Source organism: Salipaludibacillus sp. HK11 (genome assembly GCF_047795645.1).
GTDB lineage: Bacteria > Bacillota > Bacilli > Bacillales > Salisediminibacteriaceae > Salipaludibacillus.
In genome coordinates, this window is record NZ_CP181045.1 from 336,317 (window position 1) to 358,938 (window position 22,622).

The 22,622-nt window shown below is 37.3% G+C and carries 20 protein-coding genes; 16 read left to right on the plus strand and 4 right to left on the minus strand.

Annotated features, from left to right (window positions below; translation table 11 throughout):
* Positions 1–38 precede the first annotated feature (38 nt).
* A complete protein-coding gene (gene fdhF / locus ACM26V_RS01950; protein WP_416149786.1) occupies positions 39–2,114 on the minus strand; it encodes a formate dehydrogenase subunit alpha in 2,076 nt (691 codons plus the stop codon).
* 151 nt (positions 2,115–2,265) lie between these two features.
* Here fdhF and ACM26V_RS01955 point away from each other — a divergent pair, with 151 nt between their 5' ends.
* From ACM26V_RS01955 to ACM26V_RS01985, 7 genes are all read left to right on the plus strand, one after another.
* Positions 2,266–3,132 (plus strand): patatin-like phospholipase family protein, encoded by an 867-nt coding sequence (locus ACM26V_RS01955; RefSeq protein WP_416149787.1) that lies wholly within the window; start codon positions 2,266–2,268, stop codon positions 3,130–3,132.
* Between the two features lie 120 nt (positions 3,133–3,252).
* Positions 3,253–3,693, plus strand: a complete 441-nt coding sequence (locus ACM26V_RS01960; RefSeq protein ID WP_416149788.1) for a hypothetical protein — start codon at positions 3,253–3,255, stop codon at positions 3,691–3,693.
* Between the two features lie 105 nt (positions 3,694–3,798).
* The gene (locus ACM26V_RS01965) at positions 3,799–5,010 is read left to right on the plus strand and encodes an MFS transporter (RefSeq protein ID WP_416149789.1); all 1,212 of its coding nucleotides are present in this window, start codon (positions 3,799–3,801) and stop codon (positions 5,008–5,010) included.
* Between the two features lie 69 nt (positions 5,011–5,079).
* Positions 5,080–5,250: a hypothetical protein gene (locus ACM26V_RS01970; RefSeq protein WP_416149790.1), complete on the plus strand. Its 171-nt coding sequence runs from the start codon at positions 5,080–5,082 to the stop codon at positions 5,248–5,250.
* Between the two features lie 424 nt (positions 5,251–5,674).
* Positions 5,675–6,940: an OFA family MFS transporter gene (locus ACM26V_RS01975; RefSeq protein ID WP_416149791.1), complete on the plus strand. Its 1,266-nt coding sequence runs from the start codon at positions 5,675–5,677 to the stop codon at positions 6,938–6,940.
* Positions 6,941–7,063: 123 nt separating this feature from the next.
* Positions 7,064–7,609 carry a DUF420 domain-containing protein gene (locus ACM26V_RS01980; protein ID WP_416149792.1) on the plus strand — a complete coding sequence of 182 codons (546 nt, stop codon included), beginning with the start codon at positions 7,064–7,066 and terminating at the stop codon, positions 7,607–7,609.
* 265 nt (positions 7,610–7,874) lie between these two features.
* Positions 7,875–9,665, plus strand: coding sequence for a S8 family peptidase (locus tag ACM26V_RS01985; protein WP_416149793.1), 1,791 nt, complete (start codon positions 7,875–7,877; stop codon positions 9,663–9,665).
* A 7-nt stretch (positions 9,666–9,672) separates the two neighbouring features.
* Here the strand turns inward: ACM26V_RS01985 and ACM26V_RS01990 are convergent, their stop codons facing one another.
* On the minus strand, positions 9,673–9,822 hold the full coding sequence (locus tag ACM26V_RS01990; RefSeq protein WP_416149794.1) for an aspartyl-phosphate phosphatase Spo0E family protein: 150 nt from the start codon (positions 9,820–9,822) through the stop codon (positions 9,673–9,675).
* Between the two features lie 215 nt (positions 9,823–10,037).
* Between ACM26V_RS01990 and pgmB the strand changes: the two genes are divergently transcribed.
* From pgmB to ACM26V_RS02005, 3 genes are all read left to right on the plus strand, one after another.
* A complete protein-coding gene (pgmB, locus tag ACM26V_RS01995; RefSeq protein ID WP_416149795.1) occupies positions 10,038–10,682 on the plus strand; it encodes a beta-phosphoglucomutase in 645 nt (214 codons plus the stop codon).
* 68 nt (positions 10,683–10,750) lie between these two features.
* Positions 10,751–13,054: a glycoside hydrolase family 65 protein gene (locus ACM26V_RS02000; RefSeq protein WP_416149796.1), complete on the plus strand. Its 2,304-nt coding sequence runs from the start codon at positions 10,751–10,753 to the stop codon at positions 13,052–13,054.
* 322 nt (positions 13,055–13,376) lie between these two features.
* Entirely contained in the window at positions 13,377–14,144 is a 768-nt protein-coding gene (locus ACM26V_RS02005; RefSeq protein ID WP_416149797.1) for a LysM peptidoglycan-binding domain-containing protein, read from the plus strand.
* A 176-nt stretch (positions 14,145–14,320) separates the two neighbouring features.
* On the opposite strand, the gene acsA is transcribed toward ACM26V_RS02005, so the two are convergent.
* Together acsA and ACM26V_RS02015 are read right to left on the minus strand one after the other, a co-directional pair.
* On the minus strand, positions 14,321–16,036 hold the full coding sequence (gene acsA / locus ACM26V_RS02010) for an acetate--CoA ligase (RefSeq protein ID WP_416149798.1): 1,716 nt from the start codon (positions 16,034–16,036) through the stop codon (positions 14,321–14,323).
* Between the two features lie 186 nt (positions 16,037–16,222).
* Positions 16,223–17,578, minus strand: a complete 1,356-nt coding sequence (locus ACM26V_RS02015; protein WP_416147931.1) for an IS1182 family transposase — start codon at positions 17,576–17,578, stop codon at positions 16,223–16,225.
* Positions 17,579–17,867: 289 nt separating this feature from the next.
* Between ACM26V_RS02015 and ACM26V_RS02020 the strand changes: the two genes are divergently transcribed.
* The 6 genes from ACM26V_RS02020 to msrB all read left to right on the plus strand — a co-directional run bounded on the left by ACM26V_RS02020 (position 17,868) and on the right by msrB (position 22,605).
* Positions 17,868–18,023 carry a hypothetical protein gene (locus ACM26V_RS02020; RefSeq protein ID WP_416149799.1) on the plus strand — a complete coding sequence of 52 codons (156 nt, stop codon included), beginning with the start codon at positions 17,868–17,870 and terminating at the stop codon, positions 18,021–18,023.
* A 109-nt stretch (positions 18,024–18,132) separates the two neighbouring features.
* Positions 18,133–19,524 (plus strand): class II fumarate hydratase, encoded by a 1,392-nt coding sequence (fumC, locus tag ACM26V_RS02025; protein WP_416149800.1) that lies wholly within the window; start codon positions 18,133–18,135, stop codon positions 19,522–19,524.
* A 32-nt stretch (positions 19,525–19,556) separates the two neighbouring features.
* Positions 19,557–20,480 carry a dipeptidase gene (locus tag ACM26V_RS02030; protein ID WP_416149801.1) on the plus strand — a complete coding sequence of 308 codons (924 nt, stop codon included), beginning with the start codon at positions 19,557–19,559 and terminating at the stop codon, positions 20,478–20,480.
* A 76-nt stretch (positions 20,481–20,556) separates the two neighbouring features.
* Positions 20,557–21,432: a fructosamine kinase family protein gene (locus ACM26V_RS02035; RefSeq protein WP_416149802.1), complete on the plus strand. Its 876-nt coding sequence runs from the start codon at positions 20,557–20,559 to the stop codon at positions 21,430–21,432.
* Between the two features lie 211 nt (positions 21,433–21,643).
* Positions 21,644–22,177, plus strand: coding sequence for a peptide-methionine (S)-S-oxide reductase MsrA (gene msrA / locus ACM26V_RS02040; protein ID WP_416149803.1), 534 nt, complete (start codon positions 21,644–21,646; stop codon positions 22,175–22,177).
* Between the two features lie 2 nt (positions 22,178–22,179).
* Positions 22,180–22,605 (plus strand): peptide-methionine (R)-S-oxide reductase MsrB, encoded by a 426-nt coding sequence (gene msrB, locus ACM26V_RS02045; RefSeq protein WP_416149804.1) that lies wholly within the window; start codon positions 22,180–22,182, stop codon positions 22,603–22,605.
* The last annotated feature ends 17 nt before the right edge of the window (positions 22,606–22,622 follow it).

Consider the following 22,622-nt stretch of genomic DNA (forward strand, 5'->3'; position numbering starts at 1 on the left):
GGTTAATTTTAGACTGTTTTTTTAGATCGAATCTGTTATTATCTTATTTTCTCCACACTAACAGCACAAGCTTTGTATTCAGCAGTACCAGAAATGGGATCAAATTCATTGATAGTTAACACATTTGTTGGTACTTCCGACCAATGGAAACTCATGAATACTAGGTTAGGCTGAACTTCTTCTGTCACTTTTGTTTTAACAGTTACTTGACCTCTTCTTGAAGCGACATTGACATACTCACCGTCTTCAATGTTAAGTCGTTTAGCATCTAATGGATGTATATCTACGGTTTCTTCTAGCTGTTTTCGTTTCAATGTATCTGGATAGTATTTTGTTTGCGTATGCGTATTGTAAGGCTCAGCACGACGACCTGTCGTTAGCGTAAACGGATATTCGTCGTCAGGCATTTCGATTGGCTCTGTGTAATCTACTGGTGTAAATGGCGCTGTTTTACCTGTACCGTTATGGTGAAGTTCTTGGTGAAGAAGAGCTGTACCAGGATGATTTGAATCAGGACAAGGGTATTGCAAACTCATGTTTTCACCTAAGCGTTGGTAAGACATGCCACCAAATAAATGTGGAGCCACTTCACGAACTTCATTCCAAATCTCTTCTGAGGATTGATAATTCATCGGATAACCCATCATTGCTGCTAAGTCGCTGAGAATTTTCCAGTCATCCATTGCTTGACCAGGAGAAGGAACGGCTTTTCGGACTCTTTGAACTCTACGGTCTGTATTCGTGTAGGTCCCCTCAACTTCTGCCCAACCTTTTGCAGGAAGAACTACGTCAGCAAGGGCCGCTGTCTCGGTCATGAATAAATCTTGCACAACAAGAAAATCTAATTTTTTGAATAGCTCTGTCGTATGGTTTTTATGGACATCAGCGACAATCGGGTTCTCTCCGATGATATATAACCCTTTCATTGAACCTTCTTCCATTTTTTCTAGCATTGTTGTTTGTGTATGACCAACATTAGGAGGGATAGGAACACCCCAAGCTTCTTGCATCGGTATACGATATTCTTCACTTGTTAATGGAACGCCACCAGGAAGCAAGTTTGGTAAACATCCCATATCTCCGGCTCCTTGGACATTATTTTGTCCTCTAAGTGGCATAATTCCTGTTCCTTCACGACCGATATGGCCAGTGATAAGGGCCATGTTAGCTATATCAAATACATTGTTTACACCACAGTGATGTTCTGTAATTCCAAGGGTGTAAGCGATCATTCCCCTATCGGCTTGAGCATAAAGTTTCGCCGCTTCAATGATATCTTCTTGTGGAATGCCAGTGATTTCCTCAACAGTATCTAGTGGATACTTTGAAACGTGTTGCTTTAACTCATCAAAATGTAAGGAGGTATGTTTCACAAAATCTTTGTTATACCAGCCATTTTCGATGATGACATTCATCATGCCATTCATCAGCGCAATATCTGAACCAACTTTTAATGGGAGATGTAATTCAGCGGCTTTTGTCATGCTAATTTTTCTTGGATCAATGACGATGATTTTCAAGCCATTTTTTGTGGCTTTTTTCATCCGGTTTGAAATAATAGGATGAGCATCTGTCGTATTTGATCCGATTAAGAGAAGGACATTTGCTTTATCAATATCCATGATAGAACTCGTTGGTGCACCATTGCCAAATACAGTCGCCAGACCGGCGACAGAAGGGGCGTGTCACGTTCGGTTACAGCCGTCAATGTTGTTTGTCCCCATGACAGCTCTAGTAAATTTTTGCGTAACATAATTGACTTCGTTCGTTGCTCGGGCGCAGGCAAACATCGATAAAGCTTCTCCGCCAAATTGATTTTTAATCGACGTTAATTTTTCAGATATATAGGTTAGCGCTTCACTCCATGTTGATTTTTTAAACTCACCGTTTTTCTTAATTAAAGGCGTTGTCAAGCGATCTTCTGAATGAATATAGTGATAACCCAAGGCACCTTTGATACACGTTTGTCCTTGGTTCACAGGAGCTGCCTTGTTTCCTCTGACGCGAACAATTTGATCATCTTCTACTTCGACAATTAATCCACAACCTGTACCGCAATATGCGCAAGTTGTTTCTACTTTTGTTGTTTCGGACATAGTTAACATTCCTTTCATTGTTATGATTTATGTCAATTTTATCAAAAATAAGTTAGCGATCACTCACTTTTAATTGTAGATTCGATGAACTTTTTATAAGGATCGTGTATAGAAGTATTTGAGGAATGATCTTCGTTTCGATACAATAGAGAAATAGATAACAAGGAGAGTGACACTTTTGAAAAGATCAGGCTTAATTCTTGAAGGGGGCGGCATGAGGGGAGTCTATACCGCAGGGGTATTGGAATATCTCTTAGAAAAAGATGTTAACTTCCCAAATATTTTAGGCGTCTCAGCAGGCGCTTGTAATGCCGCTTCTTTTGTTTCTAGACAGGCAGGTCGTAACAAAGCTGTAACAATTGGTTATGCAAACCATCCAGAATATATTTCTGTTAAACGTCTCATAAGATCTGGTGAATTATTTAATATGGATTTGATTTTTAACCTAATTCCAAATATAGAAAATCCATTTGACTATAATAAATTTTTTTCATCTACACAACAGTTTTATGTTGGTGCAACTGATTGTCATACTGGAGAGACTATTTATTATGAAAAACAGGATTTAGGCGATCAGCTAATAAATAAAATTTTGCGTGCATCGTCGTCTTTACCAATGGTTGCACCTGTCGTTGAACACGATGGTCGTGCACTTCTCGATGGAGGCATTAGTGATCCTATTCCAATAGAGCAGTCGATTCGTGTTGGGAATGAAAAACATATCGTTGTTCTCACGCAATGTAAAGGGTATTTGAAAAGACCTGCGAAGCGAGGTATGTGGTATTTTACGAGGAAGTACCGAAATTATCCAGGATTAATTGAAGTCGTCAAAAACCGTTCAAATGTCTATAATCAAGCAATTGAACGAGTAGCGGAGCTTGAACAGCAAGGGAAAGCTTTTGTTTTCAGACCAGACCATTTACATGAAGTAGGACGAATTGAACGGAAAAAAGATCGCTTGGAAGCCTTGTATGATCATGGGTATAAACAAGCAGAAAAACAGTATGAAGCTATGATGGAGTTTTTAAAGGATTGACACTCAAGTTTAGGCAGTAGGCGGAATCTGATAGCAGCTACGTCGTCGCTTATTATAGGGTTTATTCTGTACCAAAATGCCGAATCCATCTGTAGGAATGTAACGATGAGGAGAATTAACGTGAACCGTGGAAAAAGCTACAGAATACTATCTGTTATTTTAATATTTGCTTTTGTTAGTTTGATCTCGAGATCGATCATATATTTAGTGATCTCTTTAACGATTGCCGTATTAATTATTGTATTGTTAAGTCGAGATGTAAAAGAAAGAGAGCGACTAAAAAAAAACAATAATGAAATGGGACGATCAATCTCGAACAAATCAGGTCACCAATCAGCTGTTTCGACATCAACATCAACGATGATATTTCCGATATTGTTATTTATAGTTGGAGCAATATTGGTGATTTTTGGGTTTAATGGATACTTTGAAGTGGAAGGGGTTTTTCATCGATTAGGTTGGATGGAAAATGAACACTTTGTATTTCTCGTGTTTTTAATTGGAGGTATTGTCTTGTCTCTCTATGGTTTCACTACAATCCTAAAAAAATGGTTAAGCTAAGAAGAGCAGGATAAGCTTTCTTTTTAGCATTTGTCAATCTAATATTATTTAAGATACAATAGTATTTAGAGTGACGAAATATATAATAGGAAGTGTATGTGATCAATGATGGCTAATCGTAATTTGCTGATCATGTGGATAGCAAATTTTTTTGTAGCAGCAAGTGCGACCATGGTTCTGCCTTTTTTATCAATATATATAGAAACGTTCGGTTCTTTTTCTGAGGCTTATGTTCAACGTTGGTCTGGCTTCATTTTTGGAATTACTTTTTTGATCGCTTTTTTTGTTTCTCCTTTATGGGGGAGATTTGGTGATAAGTTTGGCAGGAAAAAAATACTATTAATAACTGGCTATGGGATAGCTATTTCTATTTTTTTAATGAGCTATGTGGAAACAGTAGCTGGGTTATTTTTGTTAAGAATGTTTATGGGTATTGTGACAGGTTTTATACCAACATCTATGGCATTGATTTCAGCCCAAACGAAAAAAGAAATTGCAGGAAAAGTGTTGGGGACGTTACAAATGGGAACTGTTTCCGGTGGGTTATTTGGTCCACTTATTGGAGGGTTATTAGCTGATTCGGTTGGATTTACTTATACATTTTTTATCACAGGAATTGTTATAACAATCGCAACAACGCTTGTATTGTTTGCTATAAAAGAAGTGAAAGTTCAAGTAGATGAAGGTCCTAAACAAGCGAAACAAACGATGAAAGAAGTGGTTCAACATATTGCTGCTGATCGGATTCTTGTAATGACTATGATAATTTCATTGATTGTACAAACAGCAAATTTCAGTATTCAACCACAATTAGCTCTCTACGTTGGTCAATTAATCACTGCTGAGAATATTGCTTTTTTGGCAGGATTAGCTTTTTCGGTTACCGGCCTTGGAAATCTTGTTGCAACAAGATTTTGGGGGATTCAAGGTGATCGGATTGGTCACGAAAAAATCCTACTAATATGTCTAATAATGGCTGGTATTTTCTTTATTCCACAAGCTTTTGTTACGAACATTTGGCAATTGGTTGGATTAAGGTTTATGTTTGGGATGGCGATCGGGGGAATTATTCCATGTGTCACTGCGTATATTCGTCTTGCTGTGCCACTTTCGATGCAAGGGGAAGTATTAGGATACAATCAAAGTTTTCGGTTTCTCGGAAACGTTATAGGACCGGTCGCTGGAGGAGTTGTTGCTGGACTTTGGGGAATTTCATCTGTCTTCTACATGTCTTCATTTTTATTTTTTATTGCTGCATTAATGTTTTATATCGTTCTACGAGTAACTAAAAGTAATGCACAGAAAATAGAAGTTTAGTAATCTTCTTATAACGGGCATAAAAGTAATGACGATTGCTCTGAAACCAAGTAAAGGGGTAATGAACTCATGGTATTGACTGCTAAAGAGAAAAAAATGTTGATTCGCATTTTGAAGAAAGAAAAGAGAAGAGTGTTCGGGGGAAAGGAGCAGAAACAAGACGTTGATCAGTTATTAGATAAAATGGAACAAAGCTTTAGAAATGAAAAAGTAAACACAGTGAAACCAACGAAATTATAGCGGAATTCTTATATATTTGCGGGTTAGTATATGTAGCTAACAATTTTAATTAAGCATGGAAAATATTCTTTAACTTTTTTAAGTTAAAGAATATTTTCTTAATTTTATAGGAGAACCTAGGGGGGGAAGATGATATACTCTTGTGGCGCCTAGGAGAAAAACGAAGTCATATAGCAATCTCCCTACCTTATAAACAAACCTATCTATTGTTTTAAATGCTCGGATTGTTTATTAGAAACTAAGTATGTTAACAGGCCCGTATTTGATCCAACTCCGCTATTTTTGTCACAAATTTGTTAAAAAGAAACGATGAATTTGTGAAGTTTGTAACAAACTACTTTTTGAAAATGAAAAAAACCTTTAAAATCATAAGTAGATTATTAGATATAAGAAACATTATGATTTCGAAAGGTGGTTTATTAAAATGAAACAAAAAAATCGTTGGTTAATTGCTTTATCTGCAGTAGCAATACATTTATCTATCGGCTCAGCCTATGCTTATAGTGTGTTTCAAAATCCAATAGCAAATCAGTTGGGATGGGAGAAGACACAAGTGGCATTAGCCTTTACAATAGCGATCTTTTTCTTAGGTATTTCAGCTGCATTCTTTGGTCCATTTGTGGAAAAAAAAGGTCCTCGTAAAGCAGCTTTGTTAGCAGCTATTTTCTTTTCAACGGGTTTAATTGGATCTGGGGTAGCCATTGCCGTTGAGTCTGTAGTTTTGTTTCTGTTATTTTACGGTGCTATCGGTGGTATGGGGTTAGGATTAGGCTATATATCACCTGTATCAACTTTAGTAAAGTGGTTCCCAGATCGCCGTGGACTTGCGACAGGAATGGCTGTATTTGGATTTGGAGCAGGTGCTTTAATTTCTGGACCTGTTGCGGCAAATTTAATTGAAGTAGTTGGAATATCAGCTACATTTTTTATATTGGGAACGATATTTTTCGTGCTTATGGTATCAGGTGCGTTGTATATTGAAAGACCACCGAAAGACTGGAAACCGAAAGCGATGACTGAAAAACAAGAGCAACAAAAAAAGCCTGCGAAAGAAGATTTAGCTCAATTAACTGCAAAAGAAGCAGTTAGAACAAAGCGTTTCTGGATGCTTTGGGTGATGATGTTTATCAATATTTCTGTCGGAATCATGTTAATATCGGTCGCTTCTCCAATGGCTCAAGAAAAAGTTGGCATGACGGCGATTGCTGCAGCGAGTATGGTTGGAATAATGGGACTATTTAATGGTGGCGGTCGAATTATTTGGGCATCTGCATCTGATTATATTGGTCGGGCAAGAGTATATATGATTTTCTTTGGAATTAATTTAGTTGCTTTTTTAATTCTACCGATGACATCCAACGTTATTTTATTCCAAATACTGATATTAGCCGTTATTTCTATTTACGGTGGAGGGTTTGCTGCTTTACCGGCATTTATTGGTGACTTATTTGGAACGAAGGAATTAGGAGCGATTCACGGATTATTATTAACGTCATGGTCGATGGCGGGTGTGGTTGGTCCAATGGTTGTTTCGTATGTGAGAGCAACCACGGCAAGCTATGATTTAACCTTCTATATTTTTGCAGGATTATTAGTTATTGCATTCACTACTTCGATCTTTATGATTAGAAATATCAAGCAAGTAACAGAAGAAAAGAAAGTGAAGTCAGTCAAAACGCAATATGCTTGATGAAGAAAGTATTTCGCTTACTAAAGCGAGGTGCTTTCTTCTTTTATGTTAGCAAAATTCATTGTATACTATTTAATGGTTAATAAGAAAAATGTTTGGTGAATGGAGATGGAGGTAGCGGAAATGAAAGCATTGTGGAATATTATTATAAATAACCATATAAAAACAGTGATTGTATTAACTTTAGTTGTAAATTTATTGATTGTTCTGTTATCCTTTTTACCTGGTTACGGAGGAGAACTTCCAGTTTGGATTAGCCGACTTCCTTTAGTAAATGCAATATTAAATTCATTTACATTTATGTTTTTGTTCTTTGCGTTAATCGCAATATTGAAGAAAAATATTACTGTGCATAAAAGGTTCATTTATTCGGCTTTTACAACAACAAGCTTATTTCTGATTTCTTACGTGACGTTTCATTTCATGGCGGAGTCGACTCCATATGGAGGAACTGGGGCAATTGTAGGGTTTTACTATTTTATTTTAATTACGCATATAATTTTAGCAGTTGTGATTGTTCCTTTAGCATTAATGAGTTTTTTCACTGGATACAAAGATATGAGACCGACACACCGCAAATGGGTGCGTTGGACTATGCCATTATGGCTATACGTTAGTGCGACAGGGGTATTGGTGTATGTAATGATTTCACCGTATTATACATTTTAACGAAAGTCCAATTATAATATAAAAGAACCGGCGGAAATCTCTTGGTTTTTCATAACGAGTTCAATTATTTATCGAAAACATTAATAATATTGCTTAAAATGTCTATCAAATTACATGTTAATTTGGTAGATGTTTTTTATTGATTTGGGCTATATCTTTCATAATAATTTGCATTTTCTTTTCCTAAATAATTAATTCTCATATCTTTTTTTCTTTTGCGCATCATAATAGAAAGAATGTCGCTTAAGAGAGAGGAAGTCGATGTATGAGAGCCATTTATCGTTTAGCCTTGTTAAGTAGTATAGTGCTGATTGTCGTATTAGCTGTTTGGTATAGGTCAGAACATTTAAACAGAATTGCCTATCCAGATCTACAAACTTCTGATCAGCAACAGGCATTTAATGAGCAACAAGCAGAAGATTTGGTCATGACAATAGAACTCTTTTTATCACAAGTGAAACTTGATTTACTTCATTGGGAAGAATCGTTAACTAACAATCAAAATGAAGCAGCCTGGATCGAAGAGGAGTTAAATAATCATGCTCATATTGATGGGTTTGCTAGTTATGAACTGCCATCAGAAACATTAATATATGAACATGGTTCGCTACCAGAAGACAGCATTGATAAATTCCAACGCCAATCAACAAGTGGCGACCAATGGTTATACTCAGAACCTTATACTTCTCGCGGCACTAAAAAGATGGTAGTCGGATTGGAGAATGATGACGAATTTTTTATATCAGAAGTTGATTTAAGTTTTGTTGAACATTACGTCAAAGAACTAGCATCCTTATCTGATAATAATGGAAATTTCTTTATTGGAAATTCTGGTCTCGATTTATCTTTTTCTGAAAGTGAAGCAACTGTTGATGAATTATCGGCAAGAAGAAAAATACCAGAATTAAAATGGGACCTATATTTGTCATCAGAATTAGAAAATACTACAAAAGAGGAAATGAAAAAAGGCGAGGTAGTTGTAGTGTTAGCTGAAGAAGTAGAGCCCGAAAAGTGGGCTGAAGATCATGATGTGTTCCTTTTGGATCAAATGGGTAAGACGGTCGTTGTCCGTGATTTAACGAAAGAGGCTGATGAAATGATGAATCAATGGGATCATGACCCTTCTGTTAAATATATGGAACCTAATTATAACTTTAAGAAACAAACAAGTAATAAAGCAAGTACTTCATCCAAGCCTATAGATCTACCCAACGATGAATTATATGATTTTTATCAATGGAATTTAAAGCAGATGAACTTAGAAGGTGTGTGGAATGAAACACAAGGGAGTGAGGGTGTTCCCGTCGCAATTGTTGATAGTGGCATAGATCCAGAGCATCGTGATTTGCAAGAGAGAGTAGTTAAAGGCTACAATGCATTTGAAAATAATGAGTCCTATTTTGACGATAATGGACACGGGACTCATGTTGCAGGGATATTTGGCGCCGTGACTAATAATGAGGATGGTATCGCTGGGGTTACTTGGAACGCCCCCATATTGGCAGTGAAAGTCTTAGATGATGAAGCGATTGGAAATTCATTCTCAATCGCCGAAGGGATCTATTGGGCAACAGACAATGGCGCGAAGGTCATCAACTTGAGCTTAGGGGATGAACACGACTCGGAAGTGATGTATGAAGCTATTAGGTACGCTTATGATAATGATGTTGTGCTAATAGCAGCAACAGGTAATGACAATGTAGAAACTCCTATGTACCCAGCGGCTTATGATGAAGTACTAGCAGTCGGATCAACGAATCAAAACCGCGAGAGAAGTTTTTTTTCAAATTTTGGTGATCATACGGATGTAACCGCACCAGGAGAACATATACCAAGTACTTTTCCTGGAGGCCAGTATGTAATGATGAGTGGAACTTCGATGTCAGCTCCACATGTTGCTGGAATTGCTTCTTTGATCCGATCTCAAGATGAAGACCTGACAAATGAAGATGTCTATGAAAAAATTCGCGTGACCGCAGATGATATCGGCCCAGCTGGGTTTGATCGGTATCACGGCTATGGAATGATCAATGCTAGTGAAGCGATGAACTGGTGAACTTCAACTATTCCTCATTTTGAAGAGCTTGATATTGAATGATCAATTCATCAAGCTCTTTTGATCGTTCTAACGTCAAATCAGATGTTAAACCATGAATAATAACACATTCAATTAATTGCTTTCGTTTCGATTCAATAGATAATAGACTGACCATGTTAACAACAGCCCCTTTAAAGTTTGATGGAGATAGTACAATTATTAAACATAATTCGACGGAAATAAACCCATTCTTCTATAAATGTCAAAAAAAACTAATAAATCTTAAAATACGACAATTGCTAGATTTAAAACATTATTGATAAAACGCTTCCCTATTCAAGTTAGCTGAGCTAAAATAGAGTGGAAACATTACTGGAAGGGGATGAAAAGATGGCAACATTAAAAGCCGTCCTATTTGATTTAGATGGTGTCATTGTAGATACGGCTAAACACCATTTTAAAGCGTGGAAACAATTAGCAAACGAATTAGGATTTGATTTTACCGAAGATGACAACGAACGTTTAAAAGGCGTAAGTAGAATGGACTCATTAAATATTTTACTCGAGATTGGTAATTTGGTTAAAAATGATAAGGAAAAAGAGGAACTCGCAGCACGTAAAAATGAACGGTATGTAAAATCTATCTCGAAAATGGATGAATCGGAAATTCTTCCAGGTGTGCAAGCATTTCTTACTGAATTAAAAGATAATAATATTCCTTTTGCATTAGGTTCAGCGAGTAAAAATGCACCGATAATTCTTAAGAAAATTGGATTATATGACCAATTTAATGCTATTATAGATGGTAATTCGATATCAAATGCGAAACCTGACCCAGAAGTATTTTTGTTGGGAGCAGAAGAACTTTCAGTAAACGCTGAAAATTGTGTCGTGTTTGAAGATGCACAATCAGGAATTGAAGCAGGAAAAGCAGCAGGAATGTACGTTGTGGCTGTAGGAAATCCAAATATTTTAAAAGGAGCTAATGATTATATTAATTCGATGGAACAGATGTCAATAGAGCGTCTGTCGTAGTAAATTTTTTTCATACGAAGTGCAACCGATTGCGCAAATGAAAATATTTAAAATAGGAGGAGATTAATATGAAACCGTATTTGAAAGAACACGAGTGGTCAATTATAGAAGAAGGGTTTAATCCCGAAAACCACGAAATTTCAGAAAGTGTATTCAGTCTAGGTAATGGTCATATGGGGCAAAGAGCAAACTTTGAAGAAACATATACTGGTTCTTCGCTTCAAGGTAGTTACATGGCAGGCGTATATTATCCGGATAAAACAAGAGTCGGTTGGTGGAAGAACGGTTATCCTGAAAATTTTGCAAAAGTTTTAAATTCAATAAACTGGATTGGATTACAAATTGTTATCGATGGAGAAGACCTCGATTTAAATAAGGCGGTAGTTAGTGACTTCGTTCGTGAACTGAATATGAAAGAAGGAAACTTAACACGTTCTTTCGAAGCAGAACTTCGTGAAGGAAAAAGAATAAGGGTGCAAGCAACTCGTTTTGTCAGTATTGTTGATAAAGAAATAGGAGCGATAAAATACGATATTACCCCTTTGAATTTTGATGGAACTTTGCAGGTCACCTCATATCTTGACGGTGACGTAAGAAACCAAGATGCGAATTACGACGAGAAATTTTGGGACCCTATCGATTCTTCGTTGAGTAAAGACAGAGCTTCTCTATCTGTCAAAACAAAAAAATTAAATTTTCAATTTTGTTCAACGATAGAAACACAAATTTTCAAAGCGGATAAACAGCTTGATGTAGAAGGAATAGGTATAGAAGAAATCAAATATGCTGGGCTAACTTACAAAGCGCCACTTGTAAAAAACGAAAAAACAACCATTTATAAATATGCGGCAAATGTAACGAATCGTGATCACGATGAGAACCAGCTTGAAATTATCTCAGGAAAAGAACTAGATAAAGCTGTTGCCAAAGGCTTCAAACAATTAAAAAAAGAACAAGCGTCTGCTTGGAAAGAGAAGTGGCTAAACAGTGATATTGTCATAGAAGGAGATGTTGCTGCACAGCAAGGCATTCGTTTCAATATATATCAATTGAATCAAACATATTCTGGTGAAGATGCTCGTCTCAACATCGGTCCTAAAGGCTTTACCGGTGAAAAATATGGAGGAAGCACTTATTGGGATACGGAGGCTTACTGTTTACCGTTTTATTTAGCAACAGCTGAGGAAAGAATCTCAAGAAACCTACTTATTTATCGGTATAACCATTTAGAAAAAGCGAAAGAAAACGCTCGTAAGCTAGGATTTGAAAAAGGTGCACTTTATCCAATGGTGACGATGAACGGGGAAGAATCTCATAATGAATGGGAAATTACATTTGAAGAAATTCATCGAAATGGTGCGATTGCATATGGGATCTATAACTATGTGAATTACACTGGAGATAAAGCTTATCTTGGTGAATATGGTGTTGAAGTATTAGTAGAGATTTCTCGTTTTTGGGAAGAGCGTGTAAATTACGTTCCGCAAAAAGATGTGTATATGATGCTAGGTGTGACTGGACCGAACGAATACGAGAATAATGTACACAACAATTGGTACACAAATCGTATTGCTAGTTGGACATTGGAATACACTCTCTACGTTCTTGACTATTTGAAAGACTCGGATAATAAATTATATCAGCAGTGGATTGACAAGTTGAAACTAAACGAAAAAGAAATGAAAAAATGGCTCGATATCATTGACAAAATGTATTATCCAGAGGACAAAAAGCTAGGTGTCATCTTGCAACAAGATAATTTCTTAGACAAAGAGATATTACCTGTGGCAGATTTGGATTCTAAGCATCTCCCATTAAATCAAAACTGGTCATGGGATCGGATTTTACGCTCCTGTTTTATTAAACAAGCAGATGTCTTGCAAGGGCTTTATTTCTTAAATCATGAGTTTGATATAGAGACAAAAAAACGTAATTTTGATTTTTACGAGCCAATGACAGTTCATGAATCGTCTCTATCACCTTGTGTTCATGCTATTTTAGCTTGTGAACTAGGTTATAAGGATAAAGCATATGACATGTATTTACGGACAGCACGCCTTGATTTAGACAATTACAATAATGACACAGAAGATGGCTGTCACACGACGAGTATGGCAGGAACATGGATGTCTGTTGTTCAAGGTTTTGGCGGAATGAAAATTACCAACGATCAGTTTGTGTTAAATCCATTCATTCCAAGTCAGTGGACATCGTTCTCATTTAAAGTACTGTTCCGTGGAGCACGTTTAATGATTCGAGTCGATCAGGAAGAAGTAACGGTTACAAACGAATCAGCATTATCTTTAGATGTTGTGATTCATGGAGAAAAAATCCTTCTAAAGGGCAATAAAGCGATTACGGTTACTCACTAACATAAAATGAAGTTTAAAAAGCATCTCAATTGGGGTGCTTTTTTGTTCCGGAATTTTAAAAGCCGGACTTTTCTGATGAAGAATCATCTTTTTCTATTGTGAAAAGAAGATGGAAGGTCAGCTCGATGTATTCTACGAGAAACTTCATGATTAAATCCCACTTCTGCAGTAAAAATGTGAGACATTCCATTTATTTCAGCTAAACGCTATCATTTGGTCATTTTTTGAAAAGTATCTAACAATCTACTAACGACATAACACACGCAATTTATTACGATAAAAAAAGTAGTTTCATTTATTAAAAAAAGGAGGGTGTACATTTATGAAAAAAATAATTGTCATGAGTGCGTTAATGGGAATGTTTCTATTGGTTTTACAAGAGGAAGTTTCTGCCTCTTCCTATGAAGTGAGAAGTGGCGATAGTCTTTGGACAATCAGCCAAAAATACGGTGTTACAATTGAGGGGTTAAAACGTCAAAATAACCTATCTCATAATGAAATTAGACCAGGACAAGCATTAATAATTCCAAACAAGGGAGTATCGCATCATACGGTTCAGAGAGGAGAAACCCTCTGGATTATCGCAAATCATCATGCTGTAACTGTCTCTCAGTTGAGAAATTGGAACGGAATTTCTGGTTCGTTGATTTATCCAGGTCAGACGCTTACGATATCAGAGAGCAATCAGGTGAATAATGTTGGAGAAGTTAATGGTTACAGTGAAGCTGAGGGGGAAGTATTAGCTCGACTAGTAGAAGCTGAGGCAAAAAGTGAATCGTATGAAGGGAAAGTGGCTGTTGCTTCAGTTGTATTAAATAGAGTGAATCATAACGGTTTTCCATCAAGCATCTTTCATGTGATTTATGAAACGTACGATTCTGGAAGTATATATGCATTTGAGCCTGTTCAAAATGGGACAATTCGTGGATATGCAAGTTCAGATTCAATCCAAGCGGTGGAAGAAGCTATGAAGGGGTATGATCCTACAAATGGTGCCATTTATTTTTTCAATCCAGATACAGCAACATCGGAATGGGTTAATAACCTAACGATTAGTCAACGTATTGGAAATCACGTTTTTGCAAAATAAACATAAGTGTAAAATACAAGGTACTTACAAAGTAGGAACTAACCTATATTTTGAACCAAAAAACCCTCGACAACTTGAGGGTCTTTTGATTAATCAATATTAATCTGTTTTGTAACTTAAGTTATTTTATCATGACTGTAGAATTTCTCTAAATGTCAGTTCAGGAGGTACTCTTATTAAGCATCATCCATCGTTGATAAATCGCCGGCCGGTTCATCTAATTCCCAAGCTTTCAGAACACGGCGCATGATTTTTCCACTTCTTGTTTTAGGAAGTTTATCTTTAAATTCAATTTCTTTTGGAACAGCATGAGCAGATAATTCAGATTTAATAAAATGCTTAATTTCAGCTTTTAATTCATCTGTATGCTCATAACCTATATTTAGAGCAATAAACGCTTTGATAATGTGGCCGCGTATTTCATCGGGTTTTCCTATGACACCTGCTTCTGCTACCGCAGGGTGTTCTACAAGTTTGCTTTCAATTTCAAATGGTCCAACGCGCTCTCCAGCTGTCATGATTAAATCATCATTACGTCCTTGGAAGAAGAAGTAACCATCGTCATCCATATAAGCAGTATCCCCGGAAACATACCAACCAGGGATGGAAAAATATTCTTGAAATTTCGTATCATTCTTCCAAATTTTCCTCATCTGTGCTGGCCATCCTGCCTGAATCGCCAAGTTACCCATCTCATATGGTGGGAGTTCTTTTCCTTCATTATCAATAATAGCAGCATGGATACCAGGAAAGGCTTTTCCCATCGAACCTGGTTTGATCGGTTCGCTTAAATAGTTACAAATGAGCATAGCTCCAGTTTCGGTCATCCACCACGTGTCGTGGATGCGGTGGTGAAAGACTTCCCAGCCCCAACGAACAACTTCAGGATTCAATGGTTCTCCGACACTTAAAATATGACGCAAACAGCTTAAGTCATATTTAGCGAGGACTTCTTTTGGCGCGGCCATCAACATACGGAAAGCAGTTGGTGCACTATACCAAACGGAGACATTATTTTTCTCAACCGTTGCGTACCAGTCATCAGGAGAGAATCGGCCTCCACGAATAACATTTGTCACTCCGTTTAACCAAGGTCCAAAAATACCGTAGGATGTTCCAGTAACCCATCCAGGGTCAGCGGTGCACCAGTAAATATCATCGTCTCGTAGATCGAGAACCCATTTAGCTGTTTGATAATGTTGGATCATTGCGTTGTGAACATGTAAAACCCCTTTAGGTTTACCAGTTGAACCTGAAGTATAATGAAGGATCATTCCATCTTCTAAATCTACCCACTCCATCGCTGAATCATCATTTGGAGACGTTTCCATTTCTTCGTAATAAGAATAGAAAGGGCCATCTTTTTGCACGTTTTCTCCTACAAGAATTATCTTCTCCAAATGTGGAAGCTCTTCATGCGGAATACGAGATACGAGTTCAGGAGTTGTTACGATTACTTTCGCTTCGCTGTCTTCAAGTCGACTTCGAACGGCTTCTTTCATAAATGCTTCAAATAAAGGGCCGACAACTGCTCCCATTTTAATAGCGCCGAGGAGTGCTACATATAATTCAGGAGATCTAGGCATGAAGATAAAAACACGATCACCTTTTTCTATTTCTAGTCTTCGAAACATATGAGCTGCTTGATTGGTTTCTGTTTGTAGCTGTTTAAATGTGTATGATTCATCTCTTGCAGCATCTGAATATAACAGTGCTACTTTTTCGCCGTTCCCATTTACAACATGGCGATCGATGCATTCATAAGCTGCGTTGACATTTCCAGTCTTAGACCAACTAAATACACTTTTTACGTCGTCCCATTTAAATGTATCTTTCGCTTCTTGATAATTTTTTAACTGATAAGTTTCTTGTTTTGGTTGTAATATTTCCATACATTCCACCTCCACTTAATCTAAGGCTACCCTATAAAAATAAATCTTGTCGTGTTATTTACATCAGTGCAGCCACAATATTCTCTTGAAATGAAATTTTCATTTAACTGAATCAATTTCATAATTCACCTTTTTAAAAATTCAAAGACCTGCAGAATTTTAATAATGTCGTTTTTAAAAATTTCTTTAAGCAGCTTGTTGCTGATTTAACAGTAAATTGATACGATCACTTGCTAATTTTGATGCATTATAAATAAGCGTGACGATGTCAAAATGAACTTTTGCGCGTTTTCCCGTTCGATAACGTACATTGTCTAGTTGATAATATTCCTTTAGATAAGCATTGACGCGTTCTACTGCTGAGCGGCGTTTGGATAGATGTTTCCATGCTTTTGAACCACGTGCTGGTGCTGTATATTTTCGGAGGTCTGTCGTGATTTTTACTTTATAAACCTTTTGGCAAATGCCTTCGTTAGCTAAAGGACAGTCGCTACATTCTTTTGGACTTGTGTATTTCAACGTTTCATACTTGGCATCAAAACTATCATAACGATAGGAATGTTCCCTAAAACAGGTTGGGGCAAAGTGTTTATCAAACCCGATGGGTTCTGCTTCATTTTTCTTATTATAAGCAATCACAGATTGGTTTCCCATTCGATGAACTTGTTCATAAATAGGGGCGTAGTCATAGCCTGCGTCCATTGTCTGGTAGGCCAAAGAAGGCAAGGATAGGCATTCATCCACTCCCTTTAATAAAGGAATAGCTGCTTTTCCATCATTCAAACTGCCAGAAGAAAAAAGGGACTGTAAAATGTATTGACTGGATGTACCAACAGCTAAGTGACCTTTGTAGCCGTACCAAAAGACATTTTTTCCTTCGCTGTTCTTCTTTACACCCCATTTAGGGTCTTGAGGAACTTCCGAACGTAACTCATGTAAAGGAACATCCAACTGAGCTTCTATTTTCTTTTCGAAAAGTGGAAGATTTGCTTCCTTTTCTGCTTGTTCCATCAGCCATTGTTCTCGCTCGTCTTTACGTTTGCGCCCACGCTTGTTAGGTTCTGCTTTTGGCTTTTCTTCTTTTGGTGGTGCTTGATCACGTGCTTCAAAATGGGTGGCGTCAATAGCGACCGTGTCATCCATAATAAAGCCTTCCGCCATGGCTTGAAGAACAACTTTCTCTTGTGATTCCTCTAAAACAATAGAGTCATCCAGTTTCGTTATAAGTCGTGAATAGGCAGCTTCAGAGGGAGTATTGTCAGACACAAGAAAACCACAATTCAACTTAAATATAAAGTCATCATTCAAACGTTTTATTAAGTCCTTCATCGTTGGAATGCGCTCAACGATTCGTACAAACATAGAAATAACCATTGCCGCATAATTCAGCTCTACGGGTGCACCAAGTCGGGATTTTTTGGTTATTTCATCGTGGATCGCATCTAAATCTATCGCTGAAATAATCGATTCATAACGTTGGGTAGGTTCCATCTCATATAAGTCTTGAATGCTAAATAAGCTCGTTTGTCGTATAATGGCCATAGGGAGTATTTCCTCCAGTCTTTTTGGTTGTTTTGGTCAACCACCATTATACAGGACTTGGGGAGGTACTTCCTTTTTTGTGTCTCAAACTCCTTGGGACGCAAGGGCTCTAAATTATGAAATTCACTCAACTAATCTTTTAAAAAAAGATATATAAATATCATATACTTAATATTTCGAAATTTCAAACAGTACTTACTGTGATAATACTTAAAATTAAGAAATGAGGCTTCCATCTTGATTTTTAATGCAAAGAAAAGTATTTTAAAACCATAAGGAGTGATAGTAGATGGATTTAATAACGATACTTATTCTTATTGTTATAGGAATAGTCTTGTTGAGAGTCGTTGGGGCGATTTTTCGGATTGTCATAACAGTAGGTTTAATCTTACTAATTATTTATGTTATTCAGCAAGTGGTCACTGTAAATATGATACTTCTTTGATAAATGCAGCCTCGAACGATTAGAATACATTATGAAGTAATAACTAGTGTTATGTTGTAGATTTTCGATTTATGATTTTATTTTGTTAATAAAAAAAGGAGGAATTATCATGGATTATCGCGTGGAAAAGGATACATTAGGTGAAGTAAAGGTACCTGTAGATAAATGGTGGGGAGCGCAAACACAACGTAGCTTGGATAATTTTAAAATTGGTACAGAAAAGATGCCAAAAGAAGTAGTTGAGGCGTTTACGATATTGAAAGAAGCAACAGCTGCTGCAAATTTCCGCTTAAAAAATATGGATGAAGTAAAAGCAAAGACAATCCAAGAGGTGTGTCAGGAATTAAGAGAAGAAGGTACATACGAACACTTCCCGTTAGTCGTTTGGCAAACAGGCAGTGGAACACAATCTAATATGAATATGAATGAAGTCGTCGCTTTTCGAGGGAACGAAAGATTAGCTAAATCGGAAAGTGGCATAAGCATTCACCCAAATGATGACGTGAATCGTTCACAAAGTTCGAATGATACTTTCCCAACAGCGATGCATATTGCTGCATTACAAGATGTTCATAAAAGACTCTTGCCGGCATTAAAACGACTCAAAAAGACAATAGATCAAAAGTCAAAGGCATTTGAGGATGTTATTAAAATTGGTCGAACTCATCTGCAAGATGCGACACCATTGACATTAGGACAAGAAATGAGTGGTTGGTCTTACATGCTCGAAAGATCAGAACAAATGATTGAGCAATCAGCAGATCAACTACGCCACTTAGCTATTGGCGGTACCGCAGTAGGTACTGGAATAAATGCTCATCCAAAATTTGGTGAGTACACTGCCGAAGAAATTAGTCGTATTACAGGTGTATCTTTTGATTCGTCTGATAATAAGTTTCATGCTCTAACGAGTCATGATGAACTCATCTATGCACATGGAGCGATAAAAGGACTTGCTGCTGATTTGATGAAGATTGCTAACGATGTACGTTGGTTATCAAGTGGCCCACGTTCAGGTATTGGTGAAATTTCTATTCCTGCAAATGAACCAGGTAGTTCCATCATGCCTGGGAAAGTAAACCCTACCCAATCTGAAGCATTAACGATGGCAGTTTCACAAGTGTTTGGAAATGATGCTACGATTGGATTTGCCGGAAGCCAAGGAAACTTCGAACTTAATGTATTTAAACCTGTCATCATTTATAATTTCCTTCAGTCTGTTAGGTTGTTAAGTGATGCGATGGATTCGTTCAATGATAAATGTGTCGTGGGTATCGAAGTCAATGAAGAAGTTATCGAAAAGCATGTGAAAAACTCACTAATGCTTGTAACAGCTTTAAACCCATATATCGGTTATGAAAAATCAGCAATCATAGCAAAAACAGCCTTTCAAAATAATTCGACACTAAAAGAAACAGCTGTTGAACTCGGATTTTTAACAGAAAAAGAATTTGATGAATATATTAATCTTGAAAAAATGGTTCGACCAACGACAGACTAGATTACAGAGACACCAAGAAAGGAAGGGCATCAATGAAAGTTGTTGATCTACATTGTGACGCATTATTAAAACTGCAAGAGGATCGCACGCGTTCGTTTACAAATCATCCAGACTTAAATGTAAATGTGAAACGTCTCGTTCAAGGGGATGTCGCTTTGCAAGTATTTGCTGTTTATATTGATCCAGATATTCCAAGTGACAAAAAATTTCAATTAGCATTAGAGCAAATTGATTTATTTCATACGAAAGTTGTCGACGAACATAGTCAGATGAAAAAGATAAGCAATTGGCAAGATATTCATCAACTAAAAAAAGGTGAAATTGGTGCAATGCTCTCCTTGGAAGGTGCCGATGCTTTTGGGAATGATCTAACTAAACTACGAACGTTTTACCGTTTAGGCGTTAAATCACTTGGCCTAACCTGGAACAATGCCAATTTATGCGCGGATGGTGTTGGTGAACCACGAGGTGGGGGGTTAACACGACTAGGTTTTGACGTTGTTGCAATGAATAATGATCACCATATCTGGACCGATGTTTCTCACCTTTCAGTTAAATCATTTTGGGATGTGTTGAATAAAGCCGACTACCCGATCGCAACTCATTCAAATTCGAAGACGATTTGTAATCATCGGCGAAACTTGGATGATGTTCAAGCTAAAGCAGTTTTTCGCAAAAATGGGTTTATTGGAATGGTTTTCAGTCCAGAATTTGTTAATGGAACGGAAGCGGCTACGATCGATGATCTCATCAAGCATATTGATTATTTCTGTTCGATTGGTGGAGTTAACCACATTGCTTTAGGTTCTGATTTTGACGGGCTGACAACGTTAGTAACAGGTTTGGAGCATAGTGGAAAATATCAAGTTCTGATTGAAGAACTGCAAAAGAGATTTAAAGAAGAGGAAGTTCGTGGGTTTGCTTATCAGAATGTTTTGAACAAGTTACCGATTTAAATTTGGAAATAGGAAGAGTAGATATAATCATCTATTCTTCCTATTTTAAATATGTTGAGATTGGAGGGTAAGTAGAATGCGACCGCTACCATGGATGAAAGAAGCAATGACTCAAGTAGGAATACATAGTGAAATTATAAGTATGAAACCTATTTCTGGTGGAGAAATCAATCAAGCGTACTATGTGGAAACAGATAAATCCCCAATATTCATAAAAGCAAACGCTGCATTTGGGGAGGATTTTTTTCAATCTGAAGCGGAAGGGTTAATGGAGTTAAAAGAAAGAGGTGGCGTTCTAACGCCAGACGTATTCGGCTTATTTACTATAAACGAAGGGCATTTAAGTGGTTGTGTGATGGAATGGATAGAGAGCAAACAGGGAGGGTCTCCGAAACTATTGGCTGAAACGGTGGCCAAACTACACAAGGTAACCTCTGCTCAATACGGCTATAAAGACCGCACATTTGTCGGGGAAATTGTTCAACAAAATGGTTGGTGGGACAATTGGTGTGAATACTACCAAATGATGCGAATCCAACCTCAAATGAGGTTAGCTGAACAGCTTGGATACATGCCGCTAATTAGAAGGCGAAGGTTGGAGGCACTGGTTGGACGAATGAATGAGTGGATACCAACTGATGACATCACTCCAAGACTTCTACATGGGGATTTATGGGCTGGAAACTGGATGATTGGCAAGAATAGGCTACCTTACTTGATCGACCCTTCGATTCTTTATGGGCATCATGAATTCGAGTTGGCTTATACAGAATTGTTTGGAGGTTTTCCTGAAGAGTTTTATGACGTGTATCAACAAATACTTCCGATCGATCGTGAATATAAGAATCGAAAACCTTTATACCAATTGTTTTTTTTACTAGTACATTTAAATACGTTTGGTGAAAAATACGGGAGTCATGTCGATACCGTGTTGAAGAGATATGTCGGTTAACTAGTAAAGTGAAATTGTACTCAATTTCCTTATAAGCACCTAATAAGGAAACCGACATTTCCCATGTTATAATGGTGATAATGTTGTAATTCAAAAGCATTTTCCAAGTTCGACACAAAATAACAAGAGGTACTTCACTGAATTAGAATATTTTATATTCAAAATACCGTTTAACAGAGAATGATTCAATAATGAAAGGGGTTTTTGTTTGATGGAACAACAAGGATTGAAAAAAGCAACATTTGCAGGAGGCTGTTTCTGGTGCATGGTTTCCCCGTTTGATGAACAGCCGGGAATTCATAAAGTAGAATCAGGGTATACAGGTGGTCACACAGAGAATCCAACGTATGAGGAAGTCTGTTCAGAAACGACAGGCCATGTAGAGGCCGTTCAAATCACGTACGATCCGGAGATTTTTCCATATGAAAAATTAGTCGAACTGTTTTGGCAACAAATAGATCCAACAGATCCTGGTGGTCAATTTCATGATCGCGGAGAGTCTTATACGACAGCGATTTTTTATCATGACGAACAACAAAAACAAATTGCAGAAGATGCAAAAAAGGCGCTTGACGAGAGCGGTAAATTTAAGGCGCCAGTTGTGACGAAAATAAAAGCAGCTTCGACATTCTATTCGGCAGAGGATTATCATCAGCACTATTATAAAAAGAACTCAATGCATTATAAGATGTATCGAAAAGGAAGCGGCAGAGAAGATTATATTACGAAAACGTGGGGTGTTTAGAAATGAGTAAGGACGAATTAAAGCAGAAACTGACGCCAATCCAATTTAGCGTTACGCAAGAGGATGCGACGGAACCACCTTTTAAAAACCCGCTATGGGATTTTTTCGAAGAGGGGTTATATGTCGATGTTGTCTCGGGTGAAGCGTTATTTACATCAAAGGATAAATTTGAATCGAACTGTGGTTGGCCAAGTTTTACGAAGCCGGTTAAAGAAGAAGCTGTTGTTGAAAAAAATGATCGTAGTTTGTTCATGGTTCGTACCGAAGTCCGCAGTAAAACTGGTGACTCTCACTTAGGTCATGTCTTTACAGATGGACCTGCCCCAACTGGATTACGTTATTGTATTAATTCAGCTTCGTTGAAATTTATTCCTAAAGCTGAACTCGAAGCAGAAGGATATGGGGAATATGTTTCAATTTTTGAGTAAGCTGAAGTGATTTTAGC

Excerpts from the sequence above, each read along its gene's own strand:
- msrA (WP_416149803.1), top strand. The coding sequence starts at position 21,644 with ATGGAACAACAAGGATTGAAAAAAGCAACATTTGCAGGAGGCTGTTTC.
- acsA (WP_416149798.1), bottom strand. The coding sequence starts at position 16,036 with ATGGAAATATTACAACCAAAACAAGAAACTTATCAGTTAAAAAATTAT.
- fumC (WP_416149800.1), top strand. The coding sequence starts at position 18,133 with ATGGATTATCGCGTGGAAAAGGATACATTAGGTGAAGTAAAGGTACCT.
- ACM26V_RS01985 (WP_416149793.1), top strand. The coding sequence starts at position 7,875 with ATGAGAGCCATTTATCGTTTAGCCTTGTTAAGTAGTATAGTGCTGATT.
- ACM26V_RS02035 (WP_416149802.1), top strand. The coding sequence starts at position 20,557 with ATGCGACCGCTACCATGGATGAAAGAAGCAATGACTCAAGTAGGAATA.
- ACM26V_RS02005 (WP_416149797.1), top strand. The coding sequence starts at position 13,377 with ATGAAAAAAATAATTGTCATGAGTGCGTTAATGGGAATGTTTCTATTG.
- ACM26V_RS02015 (WP_416147931.1), bottom strand. The coding sequence starts at position 17,578 with ATGGCCATTATACGACAAACGAGCTTATTTAGCATTCAAGACTTATAT.
- ACM26V_RS02030 (WP_416149801.1), top strand. The coding sequence starts at position 19,557 with ATGAAAGTTGTTGATCTACATTGTGACGCATTATTAAAACTGCAAGAG.
- pgmB (WP_416149795.1), top strand. The coding sequence starts at position 10,038 with ATGGCAACATTAAAAGCCGTCCTATTTGATTTAGATGGTGTCATTGTA.
- ACM26V_RS02020 (WP_416149799.1), top strand. The coding sequence starts at position 17,868 with ATGGATTTAATAACGATACTTATTCTTATTGTTATAGGAATAGTCTTG.
- msrB (WP_416149804.1), top strand. The coding sequence starts at position 22,180 with ATGAGTAAGGACGAATTAAAGCAGAAACTGACGCCAATCCAATTTAGC.
- ACM26V_RS01970 (WP_416149790.1), top strand. The coding sequence starts at position 5,080 with ATGGTATTGACTGCTAAAGAGAAAAAAATGTTGATTCGCATTTTGAAG.
- ACM26V_RS02000 (WP_416149796.1), top strand. The coding sequence starts at position 10,751 with ATGAAACCGTATTTGAAAGAACACGAGTGGTCAATTATAGAAGAAGGG.
- ACM26V_RS01980 (WP_416149792.1), top strand. The coding sequence starts at position 7,064 with ATGAAAGCATTGTGGAATATTATTATAAATAACCATATAAAAACAGTG.
- ACM26V_RS01965 (WP_416149789.1), top strand. The coding sequence starts at position 3,799 with ATGATGGCTAATCGTAATTTGCTGATCATGTGGATAGCAAATTTTTTT.
- ACM26V_RS01990 (WP_416149794.1), bottom strand. The coding sequence starts at position 9,822 with ATGGTCAGTCTATTATCTATTGAATCGAAACGAAAGCAATTAATTGAA.
- ACM26V_RS01975 (WP_416149791.1), top strand. The coding sequence starts at position 5,675 with ATGAAACAAAAAAATCGTTGGTTAATTGCTTTATCTGCAGTAGCAATA.